This is a genomic window from uncultured Capnocytophaga sp. (assembly GCF_963525585.1).
GTDB lineage: Bacteria > Bacteroidota > Bacteroidia > Flavobacteriales > Flavobacteriaceae > Capnocytophaga.
The window spans coordinates 1-19,217 of record NZ_CAURLX010000042.1; the positions used below are offsets into that span (position 1 = coordinate 1).

Consider the following 19,217-nt stretch of genomic DNA (forward strand, 5'->3'; position numbering starts at 1 on the left):
ACCGCGTGATGAACGACAAACCACGTGCGCGTGGCGCTAATATCATCAGCTCTCCGATGGCAAAAGGCATCTTTGGGGTAGGAGGATTCTTTGTATTGTTGCTCTTTGGTTTCATTCAGTACTTTAAGAATGAAAATATAGAGAGTCTCACCGACTTCTCAATTACTGATTATTTCAGTCATTTCTTCCATTTTGGAGCTCCCGAAGGCAATTTATCAGCTTATGAACTTTCCTTGTTCTTCTCGATATTTGTATTCTTGCAATTCTGGAATATGTTCAATGCCAAAGCCTACCGCACTGGTAAGAGCGCATTCAACAACCTCGGCAAGAGTCAAGGATTTATGCTCATCGCCTTAGCCATTGTATTAGGACAAGTGTTCATCACTACTTTCGGTGGACAGATGTTCAATGTAACGCCTCTCAAATTGGTAGATTGGGCAATTATCATCGGTGCTACCAGTGTAGTACTTTGGGTAGGAGAAATCCTTAGAGCCGTGAAAAAGGAGCACAAAGTATAAGATAAGTTTGTTATTTGATAATTATTTTGTACCTTTGCACTCTAAATAATGAGTCGGTCTCATAGTTCAACGGATAGAATAGAAGTTTCCTAAACTTTTGATCCAAGTTCGATTCTTGGTGAGACCACCTAAGAAAGCTTTCCTTCGGGAAGGCTTTTCTTTTTTAGCTAAAAGGTTTAACAGTTGCTAACAAGATTTTATTGTGATATTAGCTATGAAAGAATAGTAATAAATTTTGTTATTAATTAAAAAAGTTGTATCTTTGCAGTGTTGAAAATAATCCTCGACTTCAATGAGAAAAGTGCGTCTGTGCCTGAAAGGATTGCTCTATAGCGTGCTTTTTTTGCTTGCTTTTCTACTCTTATATGGGCTTTCCAGTGTTTTATTATCCAGAATTTTAGTGAATGAAAAAGTAGTTCCAGAGAAATCGGTTACGCTCTATTTGCTTTCAAATGGAATGCATACAGATATACTAATGCCTTTGACCAATGAGGTATTTGATTGGCAGAAGGTAGTTAGTTCTCAGCAAGTGCAAGATACAGAAGCTCCTTATCACTATGTGGCAATGGGCTGGGGATGTAGGAAATTCTACTTGGAGACACCTACTTGGGCAGACTTGAAATTTACCACTGCTTTTCAAGCGGTTACAGGGCAAGGAGGGACACTTATGCACGCTACTTTCTATGAGGAAATTCCTTCTGGAGCAGAGCGTGTTTCTTTGGAGATTAGCAAGGAAAGCTATAGCCAATTGGTGGAACATATCAAGCAGACATTTGTACTGGAACAGGGAAGGGGAGTGCTAGTGCCTACCAATGCTGTTTATGGAACTTCAGATGCTTTTTATGAGGCACACGGGCGGTATCATCTATTTTTTACTTGTAATAGCTGGACTAATGCAATGCTCAAGAGAAGTGGTATTAAAGCCTGCATATGGACACCTTTTGCTTTCGATGTGATGCGAAACTATCAGAAATAAGGAGAATAATAGATTGCTGCTTATTTAGAAAAAATCTAACAAATGAGTTGGGAGTAAAAATTAACAAATGAATGACAAATCATTCGTTATTATTTTCGTACCTTTGTCGGTTGTTTTTATGTAGTATTAAATTTTGTGAATACATCGTATTTTAAGCAAGCTTTCAGTATTTTACTCTTAGCGACGCTCTTTTTTTTAGGGTTAAAATCCTATTTGCCCGCACGAATATTTCCAGAGGATACCCGTCCTTCTGCCAATGTAGTTGTGGATAGCCTGATGCTTGAAGCACTGGCAGGGAAAGATATAGAGGAAGTGATAAGTAAGCCTACAGATTCCTCTGCAACAGCTGTTTCCACGGTGGTTCCTATTCCTGTGGATACACTAAGCTTACCTTTACACAAAAATTTAGTTCCTTTCTTTGAAAAACTGCAAAAACTAGCCCTTACAGGGGAGGGACACATTCGCATAGGCTACTTTGGGGATTCTATGACGGATGGTGATTTTATTGTACAGGACTTAAGGGCTTTCTTTCAGAATAAATTTGGAGGAAATGGGGTGGGATTTATTCCTATTGCTTCTGAATCGGCAACTTCAAGGGGAAGTGTGATTCACTCTTATTCCAATAATTGGAAGAGAGAATCCTATGTGAATGTAAAGCGACCTTCACGTCCTTTTGGGATTGCTGGACAGGTATTCTTTGTGAAGGGAAGTACGCCCGCTTGGGTTTCTTATAAGGCTTCTAGGCAACCTCATATCTCTCAGCTCTATACTCCTACTTTATTCTATGGGCGTTCAGGGAATACACAAGCTTATGTAGAAATTCGTTATGATGGAGATACCACCCGTGTTATCAAACCACTCGTGGCAGATAAGCTCCTTAATGCTCTTCCATTGGCAGAAGGTAATGTCAAAGGAGTGCGAGTGAATTTCTTCAAAGCAGATTCTATTCCTATCTATGGAGTGAATTCTGGAAATTCCTCAGGTGTACATATTGATAACTTCTCTAGTAGAGGGAATTCAGGACTTCCCTTATCATTGTTCAATCCTCCTTTAATGCAACAGTTTAATACTGCCCTAGGAAATTATGACTTGATTATCCTACACTTTGGAGCGAATGTGCTTAATTATGGTACTTTGGATTACAGTTGGTATGAAAAGGGAATGAGCAAGGTGGTTACCCAGCTAAGACAGTGCTTTCCTAATACTGCATTCTTGATTGTCTCCACAGCAGATAAATCCTCCAAGGTAGGAACAGAGATGCAGACCGATAAGGCTGTGGTACCTCTGGCAAAGGCACAGCAGAGATATGCCCTGCATACAGGAGCTGGATTTGTGAATTTGTATGAACTTATGGGGGGCAAAGGCTCTATGGTGAAGTGGGTAACAGCTTCTCCAGCACTAGCGAATAAGGATTACACTCATTTTAATGCGCGAGGTTCCAAAAAAGTAGCCCAATTACTCTATAAAGAACTTCTTAAGGGCTATCTTTCTTTTGAGCATCCTAAGGCGTCGGAAGAGGATATACAACAGCTGATGCTAACCTCTAAGGATAGCCTTCTACATTCGGATAAACTGATAGATTCACTGAAAAATCAATAAAAAAACAAATTTTGAAATTCGGATAAAAAGCCGTATATTTGTAACACCTAACAATAAAGAATGACAACATCGGGAAAGATAGAACTAATGGCCCCTGCGGGTAATTTTGAGTCCTTACAAGCAGCGTTGGATAATGGTGCGGATTCTGTATATTTTGGCGTAGAACAGCTCAATATGAGAGCACGTGCAAGTATTAATTTTACTTTAGATGATTTACAAGAGATTGCACGGCGTTGCCAAGAGAAAAAAGTGCGTACCTACCTTACCCTCAATACAATCATTTACGATCACGATCTTTCTATTATTAAGACCCTATTGGACAAAGCCAAGCAAGCACAGATTACAGCTGTTATTGCAATGGATCAGGCAGTCATCGCTTATGCAAGACAGATAGGGATGGAAGTGCATATTTCTACTCAGATTAACATTACCAATATAGAAACCGTTAAGTTTTATGCGCTCTTTGCTGATACAATGGTGATGAGCCGAGAGCTCTCCCTCAGGCAGATAAAGAAAATATGCGAACAGGTAGAACGCGAACAGGTTAAGGGACCTTCTGGTAACTTGGTAGAGATAGAGATATTCGGTCACGGAGCCCTATGTATGGCGGTTTCTGGGAAATGCTACTTGAGCCTACACTCCCATAATTCATCGGCTAATCGTGGAGCTTGTAAGCAAAACTGTAGAAAGAAATACACTGTTATAGACCAAGAAAGTGGTTTTGAAATAGAGTTGGATAATGAATATATGATGTCGCCTAAGGATCTCTGTACCTTGGATTTCTTGGATCAAGTAATTGATACAGGTGCGAAAGTACTCAAGATAGAAGGGCGTGGGCGTGCTCCTGAGTATGTAGCTACCGTGATTCGCACCTATCGTGAGGCAATTGATGCTTATTATGAGGGTACTTATACCAAAGAAAAGGTAGAAAAATGGATGGAAGCACTTGCTACGGTATATAACAGAGGTTTCTGGGGAGGTTATTACCTAGGACAGAAGCTAGGGGAATGGAGCGGTGTTCCTGGTTCTCAAGCTACCCAGAAGAAAGTCTATATAGGAAAGGCAATGCATTTCTTCCCTAAGACAGGTATTTCGGAATTTAAGATTGAGGCTTTTGATATTAAGCGAGGTGATAAGCTCCTCATTACAGGTCCTACCACAGGAGTTAAGGAGCTGGTTCTGGAGGATATGTACGTAAATGATTCACTGGCAGATACCGCTAAGAAAGGGGATTCCTGTACCATATACACTGAGTTCCGTACACGCCCTTCGGATAAGCTTTATAAAATGGTCAAAGCCTGAGATAGCTTAGTTTTGTAAATAGATAAATACATTTATATGAAAAAAATTTTAAAAATGGCTCTGTTCTTAGGGGTAACTTCTCTCTATGCACAACAGGGCGGGATGTGGATTCCTTCCTTATTAGAGGGAATGAACGCTAAGGAGATGAAAACCTTGGGGATGAAAATGTCCGTGGCTGATATCTACAATGTAAATAAGTCCAGCCTTAAGGATGCCGCACCTCACTTTAATGGAGGATGCTCTTCTGAAATCATTTCTGATAAAGGGCTGTTGCTTACCAACCATCACTGTGGTTATGGGCAGATTCAAGCACACTCTTCCTTACAGAATGACTATCTAACTCACGGATTTTGGGCGAAAAACCTCTCAGAAGAGCTCCCTAACAAAAATCTTAAGGTAACTTTCATTGTCCGTATTGATGATGTAACCAAGCAAGTGCTTGCAGGAACTCAGCAGATTACTGATGAGACTCAAAAAGCCAAACTCATAGAGCAGAATATAGCACAAGCTATCAAAACAGCTCCTAAAGAAGCTTGGCAGGAGAATAGTGTAAAGGCTTTCTATGATGGAAACCAATACATTCTTTTTGTTACTGAAACCTTCAAGGATGTCCGCTTGGTAGGAGCACCCCCTTCTTCTATTGGAAAGTTCGGTTCTGATACTGATAACTGGGTATGGCCTCGCCACACAGGGGATTTCTCTCTCTTCCGTGTATATGCAGATAAAAATAATCGCCCTGCAGAATATTCCAAAGATAACGTACCTTACAAGCCCAAACATTTCTTCCCTATTTCTATCAAAGGAGTTAAGGAAGGAGATTTTGTAATGGTATTTGGATACCCAGGAACTACTCAAGAATACTTACCATCAGTGGCTGTCGAGCAGATTGTAAATACGATTAATCCCGCTAGAATAGGAATCCGCGATGTAGCCCTAAAAGTACAGGATGGATTTATGCGTAAAGACAATAGCATCAAGATAAAATATGCTTCTAAATACGCCCGTACAGCGAACTATTGGAAGAAATGGATAGGAGAGACTAAAGGTCTTAAGAAATCCGATGCAGTATCACTAAAAAAGCAACAGGAAATCAAATTCCAGCAGAATATTGAAAAAGCCAATAAGCAAGCTGAATACGGAAATCTTCTTCCTGAGTTCAATCAACTCTATAAGGAATTTGAACCTTATAACCTAGCCTATAATCTCTATAGCGAACTGATGTATCGTACTGTGGATTTCCTTTCCAATGGAGTGCGTATCTTACAGATGCAACAGGTATTAGATAAAAAAGGAGAACAGGCTTTTGCTGATAGAAAGAAAAATATGCTCTCTGTCTTCGAAAGTGTTTTCAAAGATAATGTAAAGCAAGTAGATAAGGAAGTATTTGAGAAAATAATTGTTTTCTATGCAGAACAAATGCCTAAGAACTTACTCGTTGCTAGCCTTCAGAACTTTGATGCAAAGCAATTGGCAGATAAGCTCTATGCTAATTCTTTCCTTACTTCTTACGAAGGGATAGAAAAAGTATTAGCTCTCTCTCCCGCTGAGTTCAAGGAACAGCTTAAGAACGATATAGGGGTACAATTTGCCGCTCAACTAATGGATATGAATGATACCAAGGTATATCCTAACTATACGCGCATTAGTACTCAAATCCACGCCCTTCAACGTACTTATATGAAAGCTATCTTGGAATTCTCTAAACCTTCTGATAGAATATTCCCTGATGCCAATAGTACTCTAAGAGTTACTTATGGAAAAGTAGCAGGCTTCTCTCCTGCCGATGGAGTGGATTATGCCGCTACTACTACCTTGGATGGAGTAATGGAAAAATATGTACCTGGAGATTATGAATTTGATGTACCTCAAAAGCTCCGTGAACTGTATGCTAAAAAAGATTACGGACGCTACGGACAAAATGGAAAAATGCCTCTTTGCTTCATCTCTACTTGTCATACCACAGGAGGAAACTCAGGTAGCCCTGCGATAGACGCCAACGGAAATCTTATCGGAATTAATTTCGACCGTGTATGGGAAGGAACAATGAGTGATATCCATTATGATCCTAAGCTATGCCGTAATATTATGATGGATATGCGTTATTTCTTATTTATTGTAGATAAATATGCAGGAGCAGGCTATTTGCTCAACGAAATGAAGATTGTTAAATAGATATTTTATTTGTTTTCATTCTAATTGAATTTCACTAGCTTCGCCTTGTTAAGAAATAGATTTTTCTCATAAATAGACTATTTTTTTCAAGGCGAAGTTTTATTTAGATTGTATTTAAATATTTTGTATCTTTGTGCATTGTTATAAGGCGCATAAGCGATATGAAATATATCTTCTCACTTCTCTTTTTTTTCTTCTTCTTTTTTAAGGTAGGAGCTCAAATCACTCTAAAAGGTAAAGTAACCGATGAACACAAAGCTCCTCTGCTGGGGGTCAATGTCTTTATTCAAGGAACTATAGAAGGTACCAGTACCGATGAACAAGGAAATTTCTCTTTTCATACCAAAGAAAAAGGAAAGGTAACCCTTGTTTTCAAATATATCTCAATGGAGGATATCTATCTTCCTATCTCTTTGGATGTTCCTGTTGCTCCTATATTCGTCAGAATGAGAGAGAGTAACCAGCAAATAGGAGAAATTACAGTTGCAGCACAGGCTTTTTTTCCAAGGGATAGAAAGCAGGTAATGCTCTTACAAACGATGGATATTGAGACTACTGCAGGTAGTGGCGGAAGTATCTCTAGTGCTTTGCAAACACTTCCTAGTGTGCAACGAGTAGGAGAAAGTGCCGAACTTTTTGTACGGGGTGGAAGCGGGGTAGAGAGCAAAACCTTTATTGATGGTCTGGAAATTCTACGTCCTTATTTCTCGGGAGTGCCTGATGTAGCACAACATAATCGCTTCTCTCCTCATACTTTTAAGTCTATTTCCTTTACCCCTGGAGGCTATTCTCTTTCCTATGGCGAAGCACTTTCTGCCCTAGTGGAATTGGAAACCAATGATCACCCTAATAAATCTTCTTCTGTGATTGCCCTTACACCTTATGGAATACAGGGTGGGTATAATTACCTCAGTAGAAATGAACGCACTTCGGCGGATATAGACCTTGGTTATTATAACTTTAAGCACTATTACCAGCTCATTCCTCAATATACCCAATGGGATAAAGCTCCTCGTAGTGTGATGCTCTCAGGAACCTTTAAGCAAGATGTAGGAGAGCAAGGACGGTTTAAGTGGTATGGATATGCCAATAAGCAAGAACAATCGATTCAGCAACCTCTGTTAGAAGAGCAGGGGAGAACGCATCTCTATGAGAGTAAAAACGAAAATATTCTTTCTGTAATGACCTATCAAGATACTTTTCTTGAGGAAGGCAGATATTATATAGGCTATGGGCTTAACTATAACCAAGATCAGGTAGTGGCTTTCCAAAGAGCAGATAAGGAACAGGTGCTACAGCACCAGTTGAGAACTTCTCTTCTGAATAAGTTATCTCCTTCTGTGTGGCTTTCCTCTGGGGTAGAAGGGTTTCTATACCAATACAAATATCTTAACACACATACACCTATTGCACTAAGTTTGAATGATTATCAGACAGCTTTTTGGATAGAAGGAATCGCTCAGAAAATAGGTGATTTTTCCTTTCGAGGAGGCTTCCGTTCGCAATATGATAAGACGATGGATAAGGCTGTCTTCTTGCCCCGTATAACACTAAATTATGCCACAGGGAAGTACCATCAGCTTTCAGCAAATGTGGGGCAATTTTCACAGCGCCCGCAGATGGTTGCTTTGGCTTTACAGCCTCATCTCCAGCCAGAGAAAGCTACTCATTATACCGCTAATTTCATTTATGAAAAGGAAAAAAAGATATTCCGAGCAGATATTTATTATAAAAAATACGAAAATCTTCTTACCGGACAAGGTTTTGGTTTTACAGAGGTCTTTTCGGGAATTCCGCCAACTCAATTAGGTAATCAAGGAGACGGTTGGGCTAATGGATTTGCTCTTTTCTATCGTGATGCACAGCTGGTAAAAGGATTTGATTATTGGCTTTCTTATACTTATCTGGATACACAACGGAAATATCTGGATTTTCCTTCTTGGGCGACACCTACTTATGCACCTAAGCATACAGGAAATGTAGTGCTGAAGTATTTCTTTGAGCAAGCAGGTATCTTTACAGGAATTTCTTATGGAATAGCCAGTGGCAGACCCTATTATAATCCTCTTACGCCTAATTTTCTTTCAGATAGAACGCCTTGGGTACATTCCACCAATGCCAACCTTGCCTTCTTACGCAAGTGGGGGAATACCTTCCATACGATAGTACTAGCCGTGAGTAATCTGCTGGGAAATGAGCAAATATTCTCTTACAGATATGCCTCTGATGGAGGTTTTCGCTTGCCTGTAACGCTTCCTTATAAACGTTCTTTTATGATAGGATGGTTCATTAGCATAGGGAAAGACCGCTCTCAGGAAATATTGGAGCAGCTTCCATAATTTCTTAGGCTATCTCTGCTCTATCTTTCTTTAGAGAAACTTTTACAAAAAATAGAATCATACAAAGCAGTAATAGCCAGATATAGTAAGTCTGCCCTATCATACTCGTATAATTGATATCGGTGCCTAATAGTTTGATAAGTAGCAATACTTGTGCTCCATAAGGGATAATTCCTTGAATAACACAGGATGAAATATCCAGAATAGAAGCCGTTTGGATAGGAGAAACACCATATTTCTCACTGATTTTCTTAGCAACAGGTGCACTGATGACAATAGCTACAGTATTGTTGGCTACAGCAGCATCAATAAGGCTTACCAAAGCTCCTATACCTACCATTGCGCGTCCTTTGGTGTTGATAAAACGGCTAATTTTCTCAGTAAGGAACGAGATTCCTCCTTCTTTCTCTATCATATGAGCTAATCCTCCAGTAAAGAGAAAAACTAAGAAAATATCATTCATAGAGGCAAATCCATCATACACTGTTTTACAGTAGCCTAGTACTTCAAAAGAACCATAGCTAAAACCTAATATTCCGGAGATAATGGTGCCAATGATAAAAGTAACATATACATTGAGCCCAGCTACAGCTAGGATAATGACAGTGATATAAGGAAGCAAATTAAGCCATTGGATAGTTCCCTCACCTTCACTTAAAGCTTGTCCGCTAGGATGAATAGAAATCCCTATAATGATGAGTATTAGGAAAGTAAGTAAGGAGGCAGGTAGAGCTATTTTTCCATTCATACGGAACTTATCCTTCATCTCACAGCCTTGTGATTGTGTCGCTGCAATAGTGGTATCAGAGATAAAAGAAAGATTATCGCCAAACATAGCTCCACCCAAAAGAGCTCCTGCGATAAGTTCCACATTTACATTTGGTAAGCCTACAAAGCCAGCTGCAATAGGAGCCAAGCTCACCACAGCACCTACAGAAGTCCCTGATGCAAAAGAAAGAAAGGACGAGATAAGGAACACCCCTGCATATAAGTATTGTAAGGAAAGATAGTTTTTAGTAATTTCTACAAAAGTATCTGTGGCTCCTATCTGTTTGGTAACTACACTGAATGCCCCTGAAAGAAGAGCAATTAAGCACATCATTAGGATGCTATGATTACCACACCCTTTAATGAAAGTATCTACATTCTGGGTAATTCCATTACGCCTGAACAGAAAGAAAGATACTATAATTCCTACTAAAACAGCAATAGGAGCGGGGAATTCATAAAAACTCCCATACTGAATTCCACTCCATAGGAAAATAGCTACAAATAGAAGAAGAGGAAGCAAGGCTATGCCATTTGCTTTTTTTTCAATAGAAGACATTACAAAAAGATTTTACAAATAAGGGTGCAAAGTTAGAAAAAAATTTCGTAATATCCTTAATTTTCCTCTTATTTTTTTAACTGGAGAAGTAAATCACTTTCTCTCTCAATGGGAGTATTTGTATATTCAAGACGCCAGCCCATTGAGTGGGTTAGGATAAGAATTCTTGAAAGTTCCGAAAGTAATTGATTTTGAGCATTACTTCTGAAAGAGGATTGTTCGATTTTTTTGTTAATTAGTTGAGTTACTTTCTGTTGAATTTTGTTATGGTCTTCAGCTGTGAAAGGGTTGAAAGAACTTTCCTCTAGGTTATAATATTGTATCTTAGGGTATATTTTCAGTTCCTCTTGAGGAATATGTAATAGGCGCACTACTTTAAGGGCTGGGTCTATTTCATATCGTAACTGGTGAAGGTCATAAGAAATGGTAGCTTCTGCATTCACTACAATAAGAGCTTTTTTGTCGAACGAAATCCAATTATTAAGGTATTTCTTGGCATCTTGATAGGTGATTACTTCCGAAAAATAACCTTCGGTAACCACGAGCTTCCCTACATTTTTAATTTCTTGCTGTATGAGAGTAGAATTTTCTGTGATTTGAGTGTTTTCTTCTTTCTTTTGGAAAAAATATTGTAATAAAAATACAATAACGATACCAATAATAGTTCCAATGATAATTTTTTTCATATTAAAACTGTATAAAAGGATATTTTTCTTGTAAAAAAGTTATTTTTTTTGCTAAATTCTCTTGAAATATTTTGTGTTTTGCACTATTTGGATTAAAAGGACGATGTGCTAGAGCCCTTTGGATACTTTCTACTTCTTGCATTAGCTTAAGAGTATCGGAGGTGAAAAAAGTCTGGGCAAAACGTTCCCAAATATATTGTATAGCCTGTTCGTTAGGATGGAGCATATCTTCCTTATAGAAACGGTAATCTCTCAGTTCATCCATAAGAATTTCGTAAGAGGGAAAGTAGAATAAATTTTTTGGTTTATCTTCTTCTACTGTTCTTAAAAGTTCGTGTATAGCGCATATAATCAATGACTTACTTAACAAATTTTCCTGTGCACCATCCCTGAGATGTCGTACAGGAGAGACGGTAAAGATAATTCTGATATTAGGTTGTTTTCTTTGAACCAATTCTGTGATACGCTTAAGAGAAGCTACGATTTCTGATAAAGAAAGTAATTGCTTTTTGAACAGGGTTTGGGGTTGCTTATGACAGTTGGCTACAATTTCTCCTGTTGCCAAATATTCATACACCCAAGCTGTTCCCAAAGTAATGACTAAGAAAGAGGCTTGTTCTAGGAATTTACCTAAACGAGTTAGAGAACTGTTTAGCCTATTAATAAGCTCAGGTAGAGAAGGGGAAGCCCATTGTGAATGTAAAGCAAATGATACCCAGAGATCATCCTGCAGGAAGAAATCTTCTTCCCTAAAAAGAGAGTGCTGGCAGATTCTTTCCAAACTTTTTTCTATAGAAAGAGGATGAAAAAGCACTCCCAGTGGATTTTCGAGGGTAGAGAACTTATAGTAAGCAAGTTTTTCTTGCAAATGATTTGCAAAACAGGAACCTATACTCACAATAGGTGTCTTGTAGGATATTTTATCCTTTTCAGCTATTGTAGGAAGGGCTACTTTGGTCAATAATTCCATAGAATAGACTAAAGTTATCGGATGGTATAGATGATTTTAGAGTATTGAGCTACACGGAAAGCACCTAGAGGATTCTTTAGGAAGTTTTCTGTATTGACAATATTACCTTTCACCCGATTAGGAATAGAGAAGGCTCCTGCATTATCAGAGCTGTTATTGGAGAGTATCCGGATAAAATCCTTGTAGTTCTCTGATACACGATATAGACTAATTTCAACTGTATCCCCGGGCTTAAATTTCTCGTTTTTGTCTCTGCTACGTGAGACAATTTGAGTGAAAAAATGTCCGTCGGTGAAGAAGCGTCCGTCAAAGCCATAGATACGACTAACTCCATCTGAAGAAGCCTTTATTTTTAGGATAAAGTTATTTTCTTCTGTAGGATTTGCATCAAAGCGAAGAGTCAGCTGTATCTCATCTCGGGTGAAGCCTCCATCATTCCTTTGTTCAATATTTGCTTCGGAGAGTAGGGGAACCTCTCTCATCAGGTCTGAAGCCTTATATTGCTTGCCTTGATGAAGAATGGAAAGCTCATATTGCTTGCCTAGTTCTGGGGTAAAATTTGAACAGAGATAATTCCCTGGTTGTGTTTCTGGGAATAGGAAAGTATTTCCTTGATTATCAGTTACAGATACAGAGGCACCAGTAGCATTTTCTGCTTGTCCTTGCTCATAATAAGGTTGGGTAAAGTATAGATGGATTTTCTGTTCCCGTCCTTGAGTACCTTTTTCCCAGTCGATGGCTCCATCTACAACGAGTTCTTTCTCTTGGGTGTCCAAGTCTAATTCTATAACCTTCTCACAACTAGTTAAAAAGGTAGCAATAACAAAGAGATATAGTATTCTAGAGGATAAAAAATGAGTTTTCATTGGCTAAAAAGTAAAATTATATGTAATACTAGGGACAATTCCGAATAAAGAGAGCTTTACAGCTTCACTTTGTCGGGTTTCTTTGTTGTTTCTAAAATAGATAGAGGCAGCATTATAACGATTATACACGTTATAAACACCAAAAACCCATTCGGATTTCCATTTTTTGTTTGGATTCGGGGTATAGGAAGCTGATAGGTCTAACCTATGATAGGTAGGAAGTCGATATAGGTTACGGCTACTATAATTAGAAACAGTTACTCCGAAGTATTTGTACTTTCCTACGGGATAGTTGGCAGGAATTCCTGACTGCAAGGTGAAGACAACACTGATATTCCACTTAGGGGAAAGCGCATAACTACCAGTGAGGGATAGATTATGAGGCTTGTCATAAGGTGTATTATACCATTCTCCGTTATTAATACCTGTTTCTTGGTCATTTCTTCCAGGAGTTTGTTGCTTAGAAATGGAATAGGTATAGGAGAGCCAGCCTGTAAGCTTTCCTGTATTTTTTCTTAATAAAAACTCCCATCCTAACGAACGTGTATGCCCAGCAAGTACCTCTCTTTCTATGGATTCATTAGCTAGAAGATTAGCCCCATCTATATAATCCAAACGGTTCTGAACAGTTTTATAAAACACTTCTGTTTCAAGGCTATAAGTGCCTTCTTTAAAGTTGGAAGCATATCCTAAGGCAAATTGGTTGGAGGACTGAGGCTTAAGGAAGGAATCACTCGGAGCCCACACATCCAAAGGAGTAGGAGAGGAGGTGTTCGATATCAGGTGTAGATACTGTGCCATTCTTGCATAGCTGGCTTTAATAGAACGATTATCATCAAAAGCATAGGAAAGGCTTACACGAGGTTCTAAGAAAGAAAAAGTATTTATAAGTTCGCCTGCCTTATATGTTTTTTGTCCTATAGGAGTAGCCCGCTCATAGATGAGCTGTTGCCGATTGAATACAACAGCCTCATCATTACGATATACATCCATAGTTCGCTTTCCTAAGTGGTAGAAAGAGCTCCAGCGAAGCCCGTAGGAAAGGGTAAAATCCTTAGTGAATTTCTGTTCAATATCCGTGTAAAGTCCCAGCTCTAGGGCATACTTATGAGGGAGTTCTTTGGAAGTGATAGTAGAACTATTCCCTACAGGGGTAATTTTCCCTGGTATAAAATTATAATAAGTACCCTGAATTCCATAATCTACCTTGAAGGCATCGGAAAGATAATGTTTGAAATCATACATAAGATTGAAGTTCCGAATACCTGAATCCCACTGAAATTCAGCTATATTTACATTCAGTCCATAGTAATAATCACTATAAATGAGAGAAAGATTTGAAAATAGCTGGTCATCAAAGATATGATTCCACCTGAGATTTACCAAAGCATTCCCATAGCTGTTCTTTATAGTCTGGGATAGGTCAAACACGTCACGACCAAAATACCCTGAGAGATAAAGGTTATTATTCTCATTGATTTTGTAATTGAGCTTTGTGTTAAGATCATAGAAATAAGCCGAATTGGAGTTATTGGTAAGTTTTAGGAACAGATGGGCATAAGAGGCACGTCCTCCTATAAGGAAAGAAGCACGATCCTTAACAATAGGACCTTCGGCAAGGAGTCTGGATGAAAGTACCCCGATACCTCCTGTGAGGCTGTATTGGTGATTATTTCCGTCTTTCTGATATACGTCTAGCACTGAGGAGATACGTCCGCCATAACGAGCAGGCATTCCTCCTTTGTAAAGTTTCATATCACGAATGGCATCGGCATTATAGATGCTGAGAAAGCCAAATAGGTGTGAGGCATTGAAGATGGTTGCCTGATCCAACATAATTAGGTTCTGGTCAGCAGCTCCTCCTCGCACATTGAATCCAGAAGAGGCTTCTCCAGCATTACTTACCCCAGGAAGTTGCTGTAATGACTTGATAATATCCACTTCTCCCACCAATACAGGCAGTTTCTTTATCGTCTGTATCGGAATACTTGCTACACTCATCTGGGGAGTTCGGATATTCGTCTTTTGGATAGCATTGGCAGATACTTCAATTCCTTCTAGGGCAATATCTTCAGGCTGAAGTTTAAAGTTACGATGTGTATTCCCTTTAAGTTCAATTTCCTCAACAATCTTCTCAAATCCTAGAAAATCTACTGTAACATTGTATTTTCCAGCAGGGAGCGTTAGGGAATAGAATCCATATTCATTAGTACTAGTACCATAGGTGGTTCCTTTAATAAAGATATTTACACCTAAGAGCTTTTCTCCATTACTTCTGTCAGTAATGGTACCACTTAGGGTGTGCTTCTGACCTAGCAAAGGAAGGGAACACCATAAGCAAAGAAATATAAAAAATGATTTTGACATTGAAAAATAACATTATATTTTATTAGAAAAGGTAATAAAAATATATAATATTCTTAATCACCAGAGCACAAAGGTACTAAAAAAAGGAAAAAAGCCAAATGGAAAATAAAAATTATCTTTATAAGAAAAGAATATAATTGTTTATTTGTTGAAAATTAGAATCTTATGTGTAAGAAATGTTGTTTAGATTTTGCAAAACTATAGAAACTAATAATTTTTTAGTGTATTGGTATCTTTTCGTTTTTAGTAGGAACTTTAACTATAGAATGCAATAAACGATTCTTGCTTTCTGCCCTTTTGTAGTTTTGCGGGCTTGTAATCTACATATATCTATGTGTAGAAGTAAATAGCTTGTTATCAGATATTTTCTTATTTTGAATACTTCTCCCTTGAGTACAGCAAAAAAGTCCCAAAACTGACCCAGCTATTAAAGTAAAATCGGTGTAAAAAATTGATTTACAATTAGTTACACCGGAATAGTAGCGAAGACGGGATTTGAACCCGTGACCTTTGGGTTATGAATCCAACGCTCTAACCAACTGAGCTACCTCGCCATTTGCTTTGCGGGTGCAAAATTATAACTTTTTTTGTAAATAACAAAATGTTACGAGAAAAATATTTTTCTTTTCCTACAAATTGTTCAGGTTATAGCATTTTCAAAGAGAGCTCTTCCCATTCTTCCATAAGCTTTTCTAGAGATTTCTTTTTTTGACTATAGATGGATAAAAGACTATCAGAGGGGCTATCTTCCATAATCTGTGTGTCCATTTGTGCAATTTCTTTCTCTAAAAGGCTAATCTGACTCTCTATTTTACTGATTTGGTTGCTTATTTTTTTCTTTTCTTTTTGTTCTTCATAAGAAAGTCCTGTTTTTTCCTTCTCTTGAGCCTTTATAGTAACTTTTTCGTCTCCTTTTTCTATATCTCTGAACGAAGTTACCGCTCTTTGTTCTAGGTAGAAATCAATATCTCCTAAATACTCCTTAATAGTATGATTCTTGAATTCATATACTTTTTCAGTAAGCCCAGTGAGAAAATCTCGGTCGTGAGAAACAATAATGAGAGTTCCTTCGAACTGTTGTAGAGCCTGTTTTAATACATTTTTTGAGGCAATATCCAAGTGATTCGTAGGCTCGTCCATCACCAATACATTAAAGGAAGAAAGAAGCATTTTTGCAAGGGCTAAGCGGTTCCGTTCTCCTCCTGAGAGTACTTTTACTTTTTTCTCTACCTCATCACCTCGAAAGAGAAAGGCGCCTAATATATCACGAACTTTGGTTCTGTTACTATCATTGGCTGCGTTGAGCATTGTGTCCAGCAGAGTAAGTTCTCCATCCAAATAATGTGCCTGATTCTGAGCAAAATAACCTATTTGAACGTTATGTCCTTGCTTAATGGTTCCTTCAAAGGGTATTTCTCCAATAATCATCTTAGCAAGGGTTGTTTTTCCTTGTCCATTCTGTCCTACAAATGCAATTTTAGAACCTCGCTCCACCAATAGATTGATATCTTTTAGGATATTTCTCCCTTCATAATTCTTTGTTGCGTGACTAATCTCCAAAACGACCTTTCCTGGTTGCTGTGAAAGAGGAAAACGAACAGACATAACACTATTATCTTCTTGATCCACCTCTATACGCTCAATACGATCAAGTTTCTTAATAAGAGATTGTGCCATAGAAGCCTTGTTGGCCTTGGCGCGAAACTTATCAATAAGCTTCTCTGTATGTTGAATCATTTTTTCTTGATTCTTCTGAGCAGATAACTGTTGTTCAATGATTTCTTTACGTAATTCTAGAAAAGCAGAATAGGGCTTAGGATAGTCATATATTCTGCCCGATACAATCTCGATAGTTCGGTTGGTAACATTATCTAGGAACATTTTATCGTGGGAGATAATTACCACCGCTCCAGGGAAAGATTTTAGGAATCCTTCAAACCATATAATAGATTCAATATCAAGGTGGTTAGTAGGTTCGTCTAATAATAGAATATCATTTTTTTCAAGGAGTAATTTGGCAAGTTCTATACGCATACGCCAGCCTCCAGAGAAGCTATCCGTTTGTTTGTTGAAATCTTCCCGCTCAAATCCCAATCCAGAAAGAATTCTCTCAGTATCTCCTTTGTAAGTGTATCCTCCATATATTTCATACTGATGAGTAACTTCGTGTAAGCGAATTAGGAGGTCATTATAACTTTCACTTTCGTAATCCGTTCTTTCAGTCATTTCTAGATGAATCCTATCAAGCTCTTCTTCAAGGCTCATTAGGTTTGTAAAAGCCTGATAGGCTTCTTCAAGAACTGTTCTTCCTTGTACAAAATCAATATCTTGTTTTAAATAGCCTATTTTAGCATTTTTTTCTAAAGCAATATTACCTGTATCTGGCTGTATTTCTCCTGAAAGAATCTTGAGTAAAGTTGATTTTCCTGCTCCATTCTTTCCTATAATTCCTACACGATTTCCGCCATTAAGCATAAAAGCCACATCTGAAAAAAGTGTTTCTCCTTGAAAAGAGATAGATAAATTGCTAACATTCAGCATAGTTATATATTTAAAAAAACGAGGCAAAGATAATAAATTTTTCTTTATAATTTTTTGAGGATTAAAAACCAAAGAAAATAACTCATTTTCAAGATTTTTATGAGTTGTGCTAATGAAATTTAATTTGGCTGAAAAAGATGAAATAATTTTGCTAATTTAAAAAAATAATTATTACGAAAAAAAGTTGTATCTTTGCTTGGACTAACAAACATTATGACCTATGGCAACACCAGTACAAAAAGTAACTATCAAAGCCAAATTTCCACTTTACAAAAAAGAGGAATTGGCAGAGCGTGTAGAGCTCATTACCTTAGAAGAAACAGGATTTGAGTTGGTTGCCCAAAAAAATCTTTATCAAGTGGGGGATACAGCTGTTTATATTCAACCGGATTATTGTGTTCCAGAAACTCCTCTTTTTCAGGACTTTATAGCTCCATCAGGCGACCCTAAAAAGTCTTATTTGGGTAAAATAGAAGAGCAACCCCGCCGTATTCGAGCCATAAAATTCGCACTTTCCAAAGAGCCCAATGGAGAGAAAGTTTATTCTAATGGGATTCTTTTGCCCCTTTCAGTGGTGACTTCTCACATAGGTACACAGCCTATCAATGCCGAAACTTTAGGTATCACCAAATACGAAGCTCCTATCAAACTGATGGGCGACACACTGCTAAGTCCCTTCCCTTCAGGATGGTACCAAACAGATGAAGAAAATATTAATAATGTGTGGAATGAGATACAGTTTCCTATTTATCTGATTGGTACTCAAAAAATTGATGGTACTTCCATAAGTATTTCTACTGAATACATAGCTACACGAAAAAATGTAATGGAACGTTTCATAAAGAAAGGAGATAAAGAAGTGGAAAGTACCGAAACTTACATCAAGTATGGAAGCAAATACCAAGACATTCTGAGAGCTGCTCAAGAAACAACACTTGTACTACGCGGAGAGCTCAACGGGCAAGGAGTAGGTAGTTCAGGCAACAAATTAAATCCAGCCTTAAAAGAAGCTGCTAATATTCGTTTTTTCGGTATAGATAACCTAAGAGGAGGCATTACCTACAAACTCTCACACGCTGAGTTTATAGCTAAAGCAAAAGAGCTCGGTATTGATACTGTACCCATAATTTTTGAGAGAGAATTTAATAGTAAAGAAGAATTGCTCACTACCTGCGAAGCTTATTTTGCTCAACACGTAATCGAAGGTATAGTAGTAAAAACTCCCGACGCACGCTTTTCAGCCAAAATAATGAATAACTATTATGATAGTAAAAAATAGAAATTTTAACAATTCGCATCTTGTAATTTTCTATCAAAAGTGAATTGTTCTCATACAATTTCAATAATCAATTTTTCTACTTTGGCAAAGTATAAGGACTTTGCCAAAGTATATGATCATATTTTACTATTTTAAATCTTTTTAATAAAAAATCCAGATATAACACCTGAGCAAGCTAATAAGCTCTTACAAGAAGAATTAATTCCTGATTTAAAAGAACAAAATCATAGAAGCCAAAAACTCAGGAATGAACCTAAACGAAAATTTTAAAAAAA

13 protein-coding genes and 2 tRNA genes are annotated in these 19,217 nt (G+C 37.9%); 8 read left to right on the forward strand and 7 right to left on the reverse strand.

Annotated elements, in window-relative coordinates; all coding sequences use genetic code 11:
- From RYK20_RS09050 to RYK20_RS09080, 7 genes are all read left to right on the forward strand, one after another.
- Nucleotides 1-518 (forward strand): cation-translocating P-type ATPase C-terminal domain-containing protein (locus tag RYK20_RS09050; protein WP_314895188.1); only part of this gene is annotated, 518 nt, incomplete at its 5' end.
- 55 nt (nt 519-573) lie between these two features.
- Nucleotides 574-645 (forward strand) — tRNA-Arg (locus RYK20_RS09055).
- Nucleotides 646-810: 165 nt separating this feature from the next.
- On the forward strand, nt 811-1,494 hold the full coding sequence (locus tag RYK20_RS09060; RefSeq protein WP_314895189.1) for a TIGR02117 family protein: 684 nt from the start codon (nt 811-813) through the stop codon (nt 1,492-1,494).
- A 135-nt stretch (nt 1,495-1,629) separates the two neighbouring features.
- Nucleotides 1,630-3,093 (forward strand): GDSL-type esterase/lipase family protein, encoded by a 1,464-nt coding sequence (locus RYK20_RS09065; protein WP_314895190.1) that lies wholly within the window; start codon nt 1,630-1,632, stop codon nt 3,091-3,093.
- Nucleotides 3,094-3,153: 60 nt separating this feature from the next.
- Nucleotides 3,154-4,395: a peptidase U32 family protein gene (locus RYK20_RS09070; RefSeq protein WP_311457310.1), complete on the forward strand. Its 1,242-nt coding sequence runs from the start codon at nt 3,154-3,156 to the stop codon at nt 4,393-4,395.
- A gap of 36 nt (nt 4,396-4,431) precedes the next feature.
- On the forward strand, nt 4,432-6,567 hold the full coding sequence (locus tag RYK20_RS09075; RefSeq protein ID WP_314895191.1) for a S46 family peptidase: 2,136 nt from the start codon (nt 4,432-4,434) through the stop codon (nt 6,565-6,567).
- 161 nt (nt 6,568-6,728) lie between these two features.
- Nucleotides 6,729-8,906 (forward strand): TonB-dependent receptor, encoded by a 2,178-nt coding sequence (locus tag RYK20_RS09080; RefSeq protein ID WP_314895192.1) that lies wholly within the window; start codon nt 6,729-6,731, stop codon nt 8,904-8,906.
- A 4-nt stretch (nt 8,907-8,910) separates the two neighbouring features.
- On the opposite strand, the gene RYK20_RS09085 is transcribed toward RYK20_RS09080, so the two are convergent.
- The 7 genes from RYK20_RS09085 to RYK20_RS09115 all read right to left on the reverse strand — a co-directional run bounded on the left by RYK20_RS09085 (nt 8,911) and on the right by RYK20_RS09115 (nt 17,663).
- Nucleotides 8,911-10,233 (reverse strand): Na+/H+ antiporter NhaC family protein, encoded by a 1,323-nt coding sequence (locus RYK20_RS09085; protein ID WP_297978059.1) that lies wholly within the window; start codon nt 10,231-10,233, stop codon nt 8,911-8,913.
- A 68-nt stretch (nt 10,234-10,301) separates the two neighbouring features.
- Nucleotides 10,302-10,919, reverse strand: coding sequence for a DUF4230 domain-containing protein (locus RYK20_RS09090; protein WP_311457306.1), 618 nt, complete (start codon nt 10,917-10,919; stop codon nt 10,302-10,304).
- A gap of 1 nt (nt 10,920) precedes the next feature.
- Nucleotides 10,921-11,889 carry a GSCFA domain-containing protein gene (locus RYK20_RS09095; protein WP_314895194.1) on the reverse strand — a complete coding sequence of 323 codons (969 nt, stop codon included), beginning with the start codon at nt 11,887-11,889 and terminating at the stop codon, nt 10,921-10,923.
- A 14-nt stretch (nt 11,890-11,903) separates the two neighbouring features.
- Entirely contained in the window at nt 11,904-12,755 is an 852-nt protein-coding gene (locus tag RYK20_RS09100) for a DUF4249 domain-containing protein (protein WP_314895195.1), read from the reverse strand.
- Nucleotides 12,756-12,758: 3 nt separating this feature from the next.
- Nucleotides 12,759-15,122, reverse strand: coding sequence for a TonB-dependent receptor (locus RYK20_RS09105; RefSeq protein ID WP_314895196.1), 2,364 nt, complete (start codon nt 15,120-15,122; stop codon nt 12,759-12,761).
- Nucleotides 15,123-15,602: 480 nt separating this feature from the next.
- A tRNA-Met gene (locus tag RYK20_RS09110) sits at nt 15,603-15,676 on the reverse strand.
- Between the two features lie 91 nt (nt 15,677-15,767).
- Nucleotides 15,768-17,663 carry an ABC-F family ATP-binding cassette domain-containing protein gene (locus RYK20_RS09115; protein ID WP_314895197.1) on the reverse strand — a complete coding sequence of 632 codons (1,896 nt, stop codon included), beginning with the start codon at nt 17,661-17,663 and terminating at the stop codon, nt 15,768-15,770.
- Nucleotides 17,664-17,883: 220 nt separating this feature from the next.
- On the opposite strand from RYK20_RS09115, the gene RYK20_RS09120 reads away from it, so the two are divergent.
- Complete coding sequence (locus tag RYK20_RS09120) at nt 17,884-18,942, forward strand: RNA ligase family protein (protein WP_314895198.1); 1,059 nt, start codon at nt 17,884-17,886, stop codon at nt 18,940-18,942.
- The last annotated feature ends 275 nt before the right edge of the window (nt 18,943-19,217 follow it).

Bases quoted from the DNA above. Each gene is read 5' to 3' on its own strand.
- RYK20_RS09060 (WP_314895189.1), top strand. From the start codon at position 811: ATGAGAAAAGTGCGTCTGTGCCTGAAAGGATTGCTCTATAGCGTGCTT.
- RYK20_RS09070 (WP_311457310.1), top strand. From the start codon at position 3,154: ATGACAACATCGGGAAAGATAGAACTAATGGCCCCTGCGGGTAATTTT.
- RYK20_RS09075 (WP_314895191.1), top strand. From the start codon at position 4,432: ATGAAAAAAATTTTAAAAATGGCTCTGTTCTTAGGGGTAACTTCTCTC.
- RYK20_RS09080 (WP_314895192.1), top strand. From the start codon at position 6,729: ATGAAATATATCTTCTCACTTCTCTTTTTTTTCTTCTTCTTTTTTAAG.
- RYK20_RS09085 (WP_297978059.1), bottom strand. From the start codon at position 10,233: ATGTCTTCTATTGAAAAAAAAGCAAATGGCATAGCCTTGCTTCCTCTT.
- RYK20_RS09090 (WP_311457306.1), bottom strand. From the start codon at position 10,919: ATGAAAAAAATTATCATTGGAACTATTATTGGTATCGTTATTGTATTT.
- RYK20_RS09095 (WP_314895194.1), bottom strand. From the start codon at position 11,889: ATGGAATTATTGACCAAAGTAGCCCTTCCTACAATAGCTGAAAAGGAT.
- RYK20_RS09100 (WP_314895195.1), bottom strand. From the start codon at position 12,755: ATGAAAACTCATTTTTTATCCTCTAGAATACTATATCTCTTTGTTATT.
- RYK20_RS09105 (WP_314895196.1), bottom strand. From the start codon at position 15,122: ATGTCAAAATCATTTTTTATATTTCTTTGCTTATGGTGTTCCCTTCCT.
- RYK20_RS09115 (WP_314895197.1), bottom strand. From the start codon at position 17,663: ATGCTGAATGTTAGCAATTTATCTATCTCTTTTCAAGGAGAAACACTT.
- RYK20_RS09120 (WP_314895198.1), top strand. From the start codon at position 17,884: ATGGCAACACCAGTACAAAAAGTAACTATCAAAGCCAAATTTCCACTT.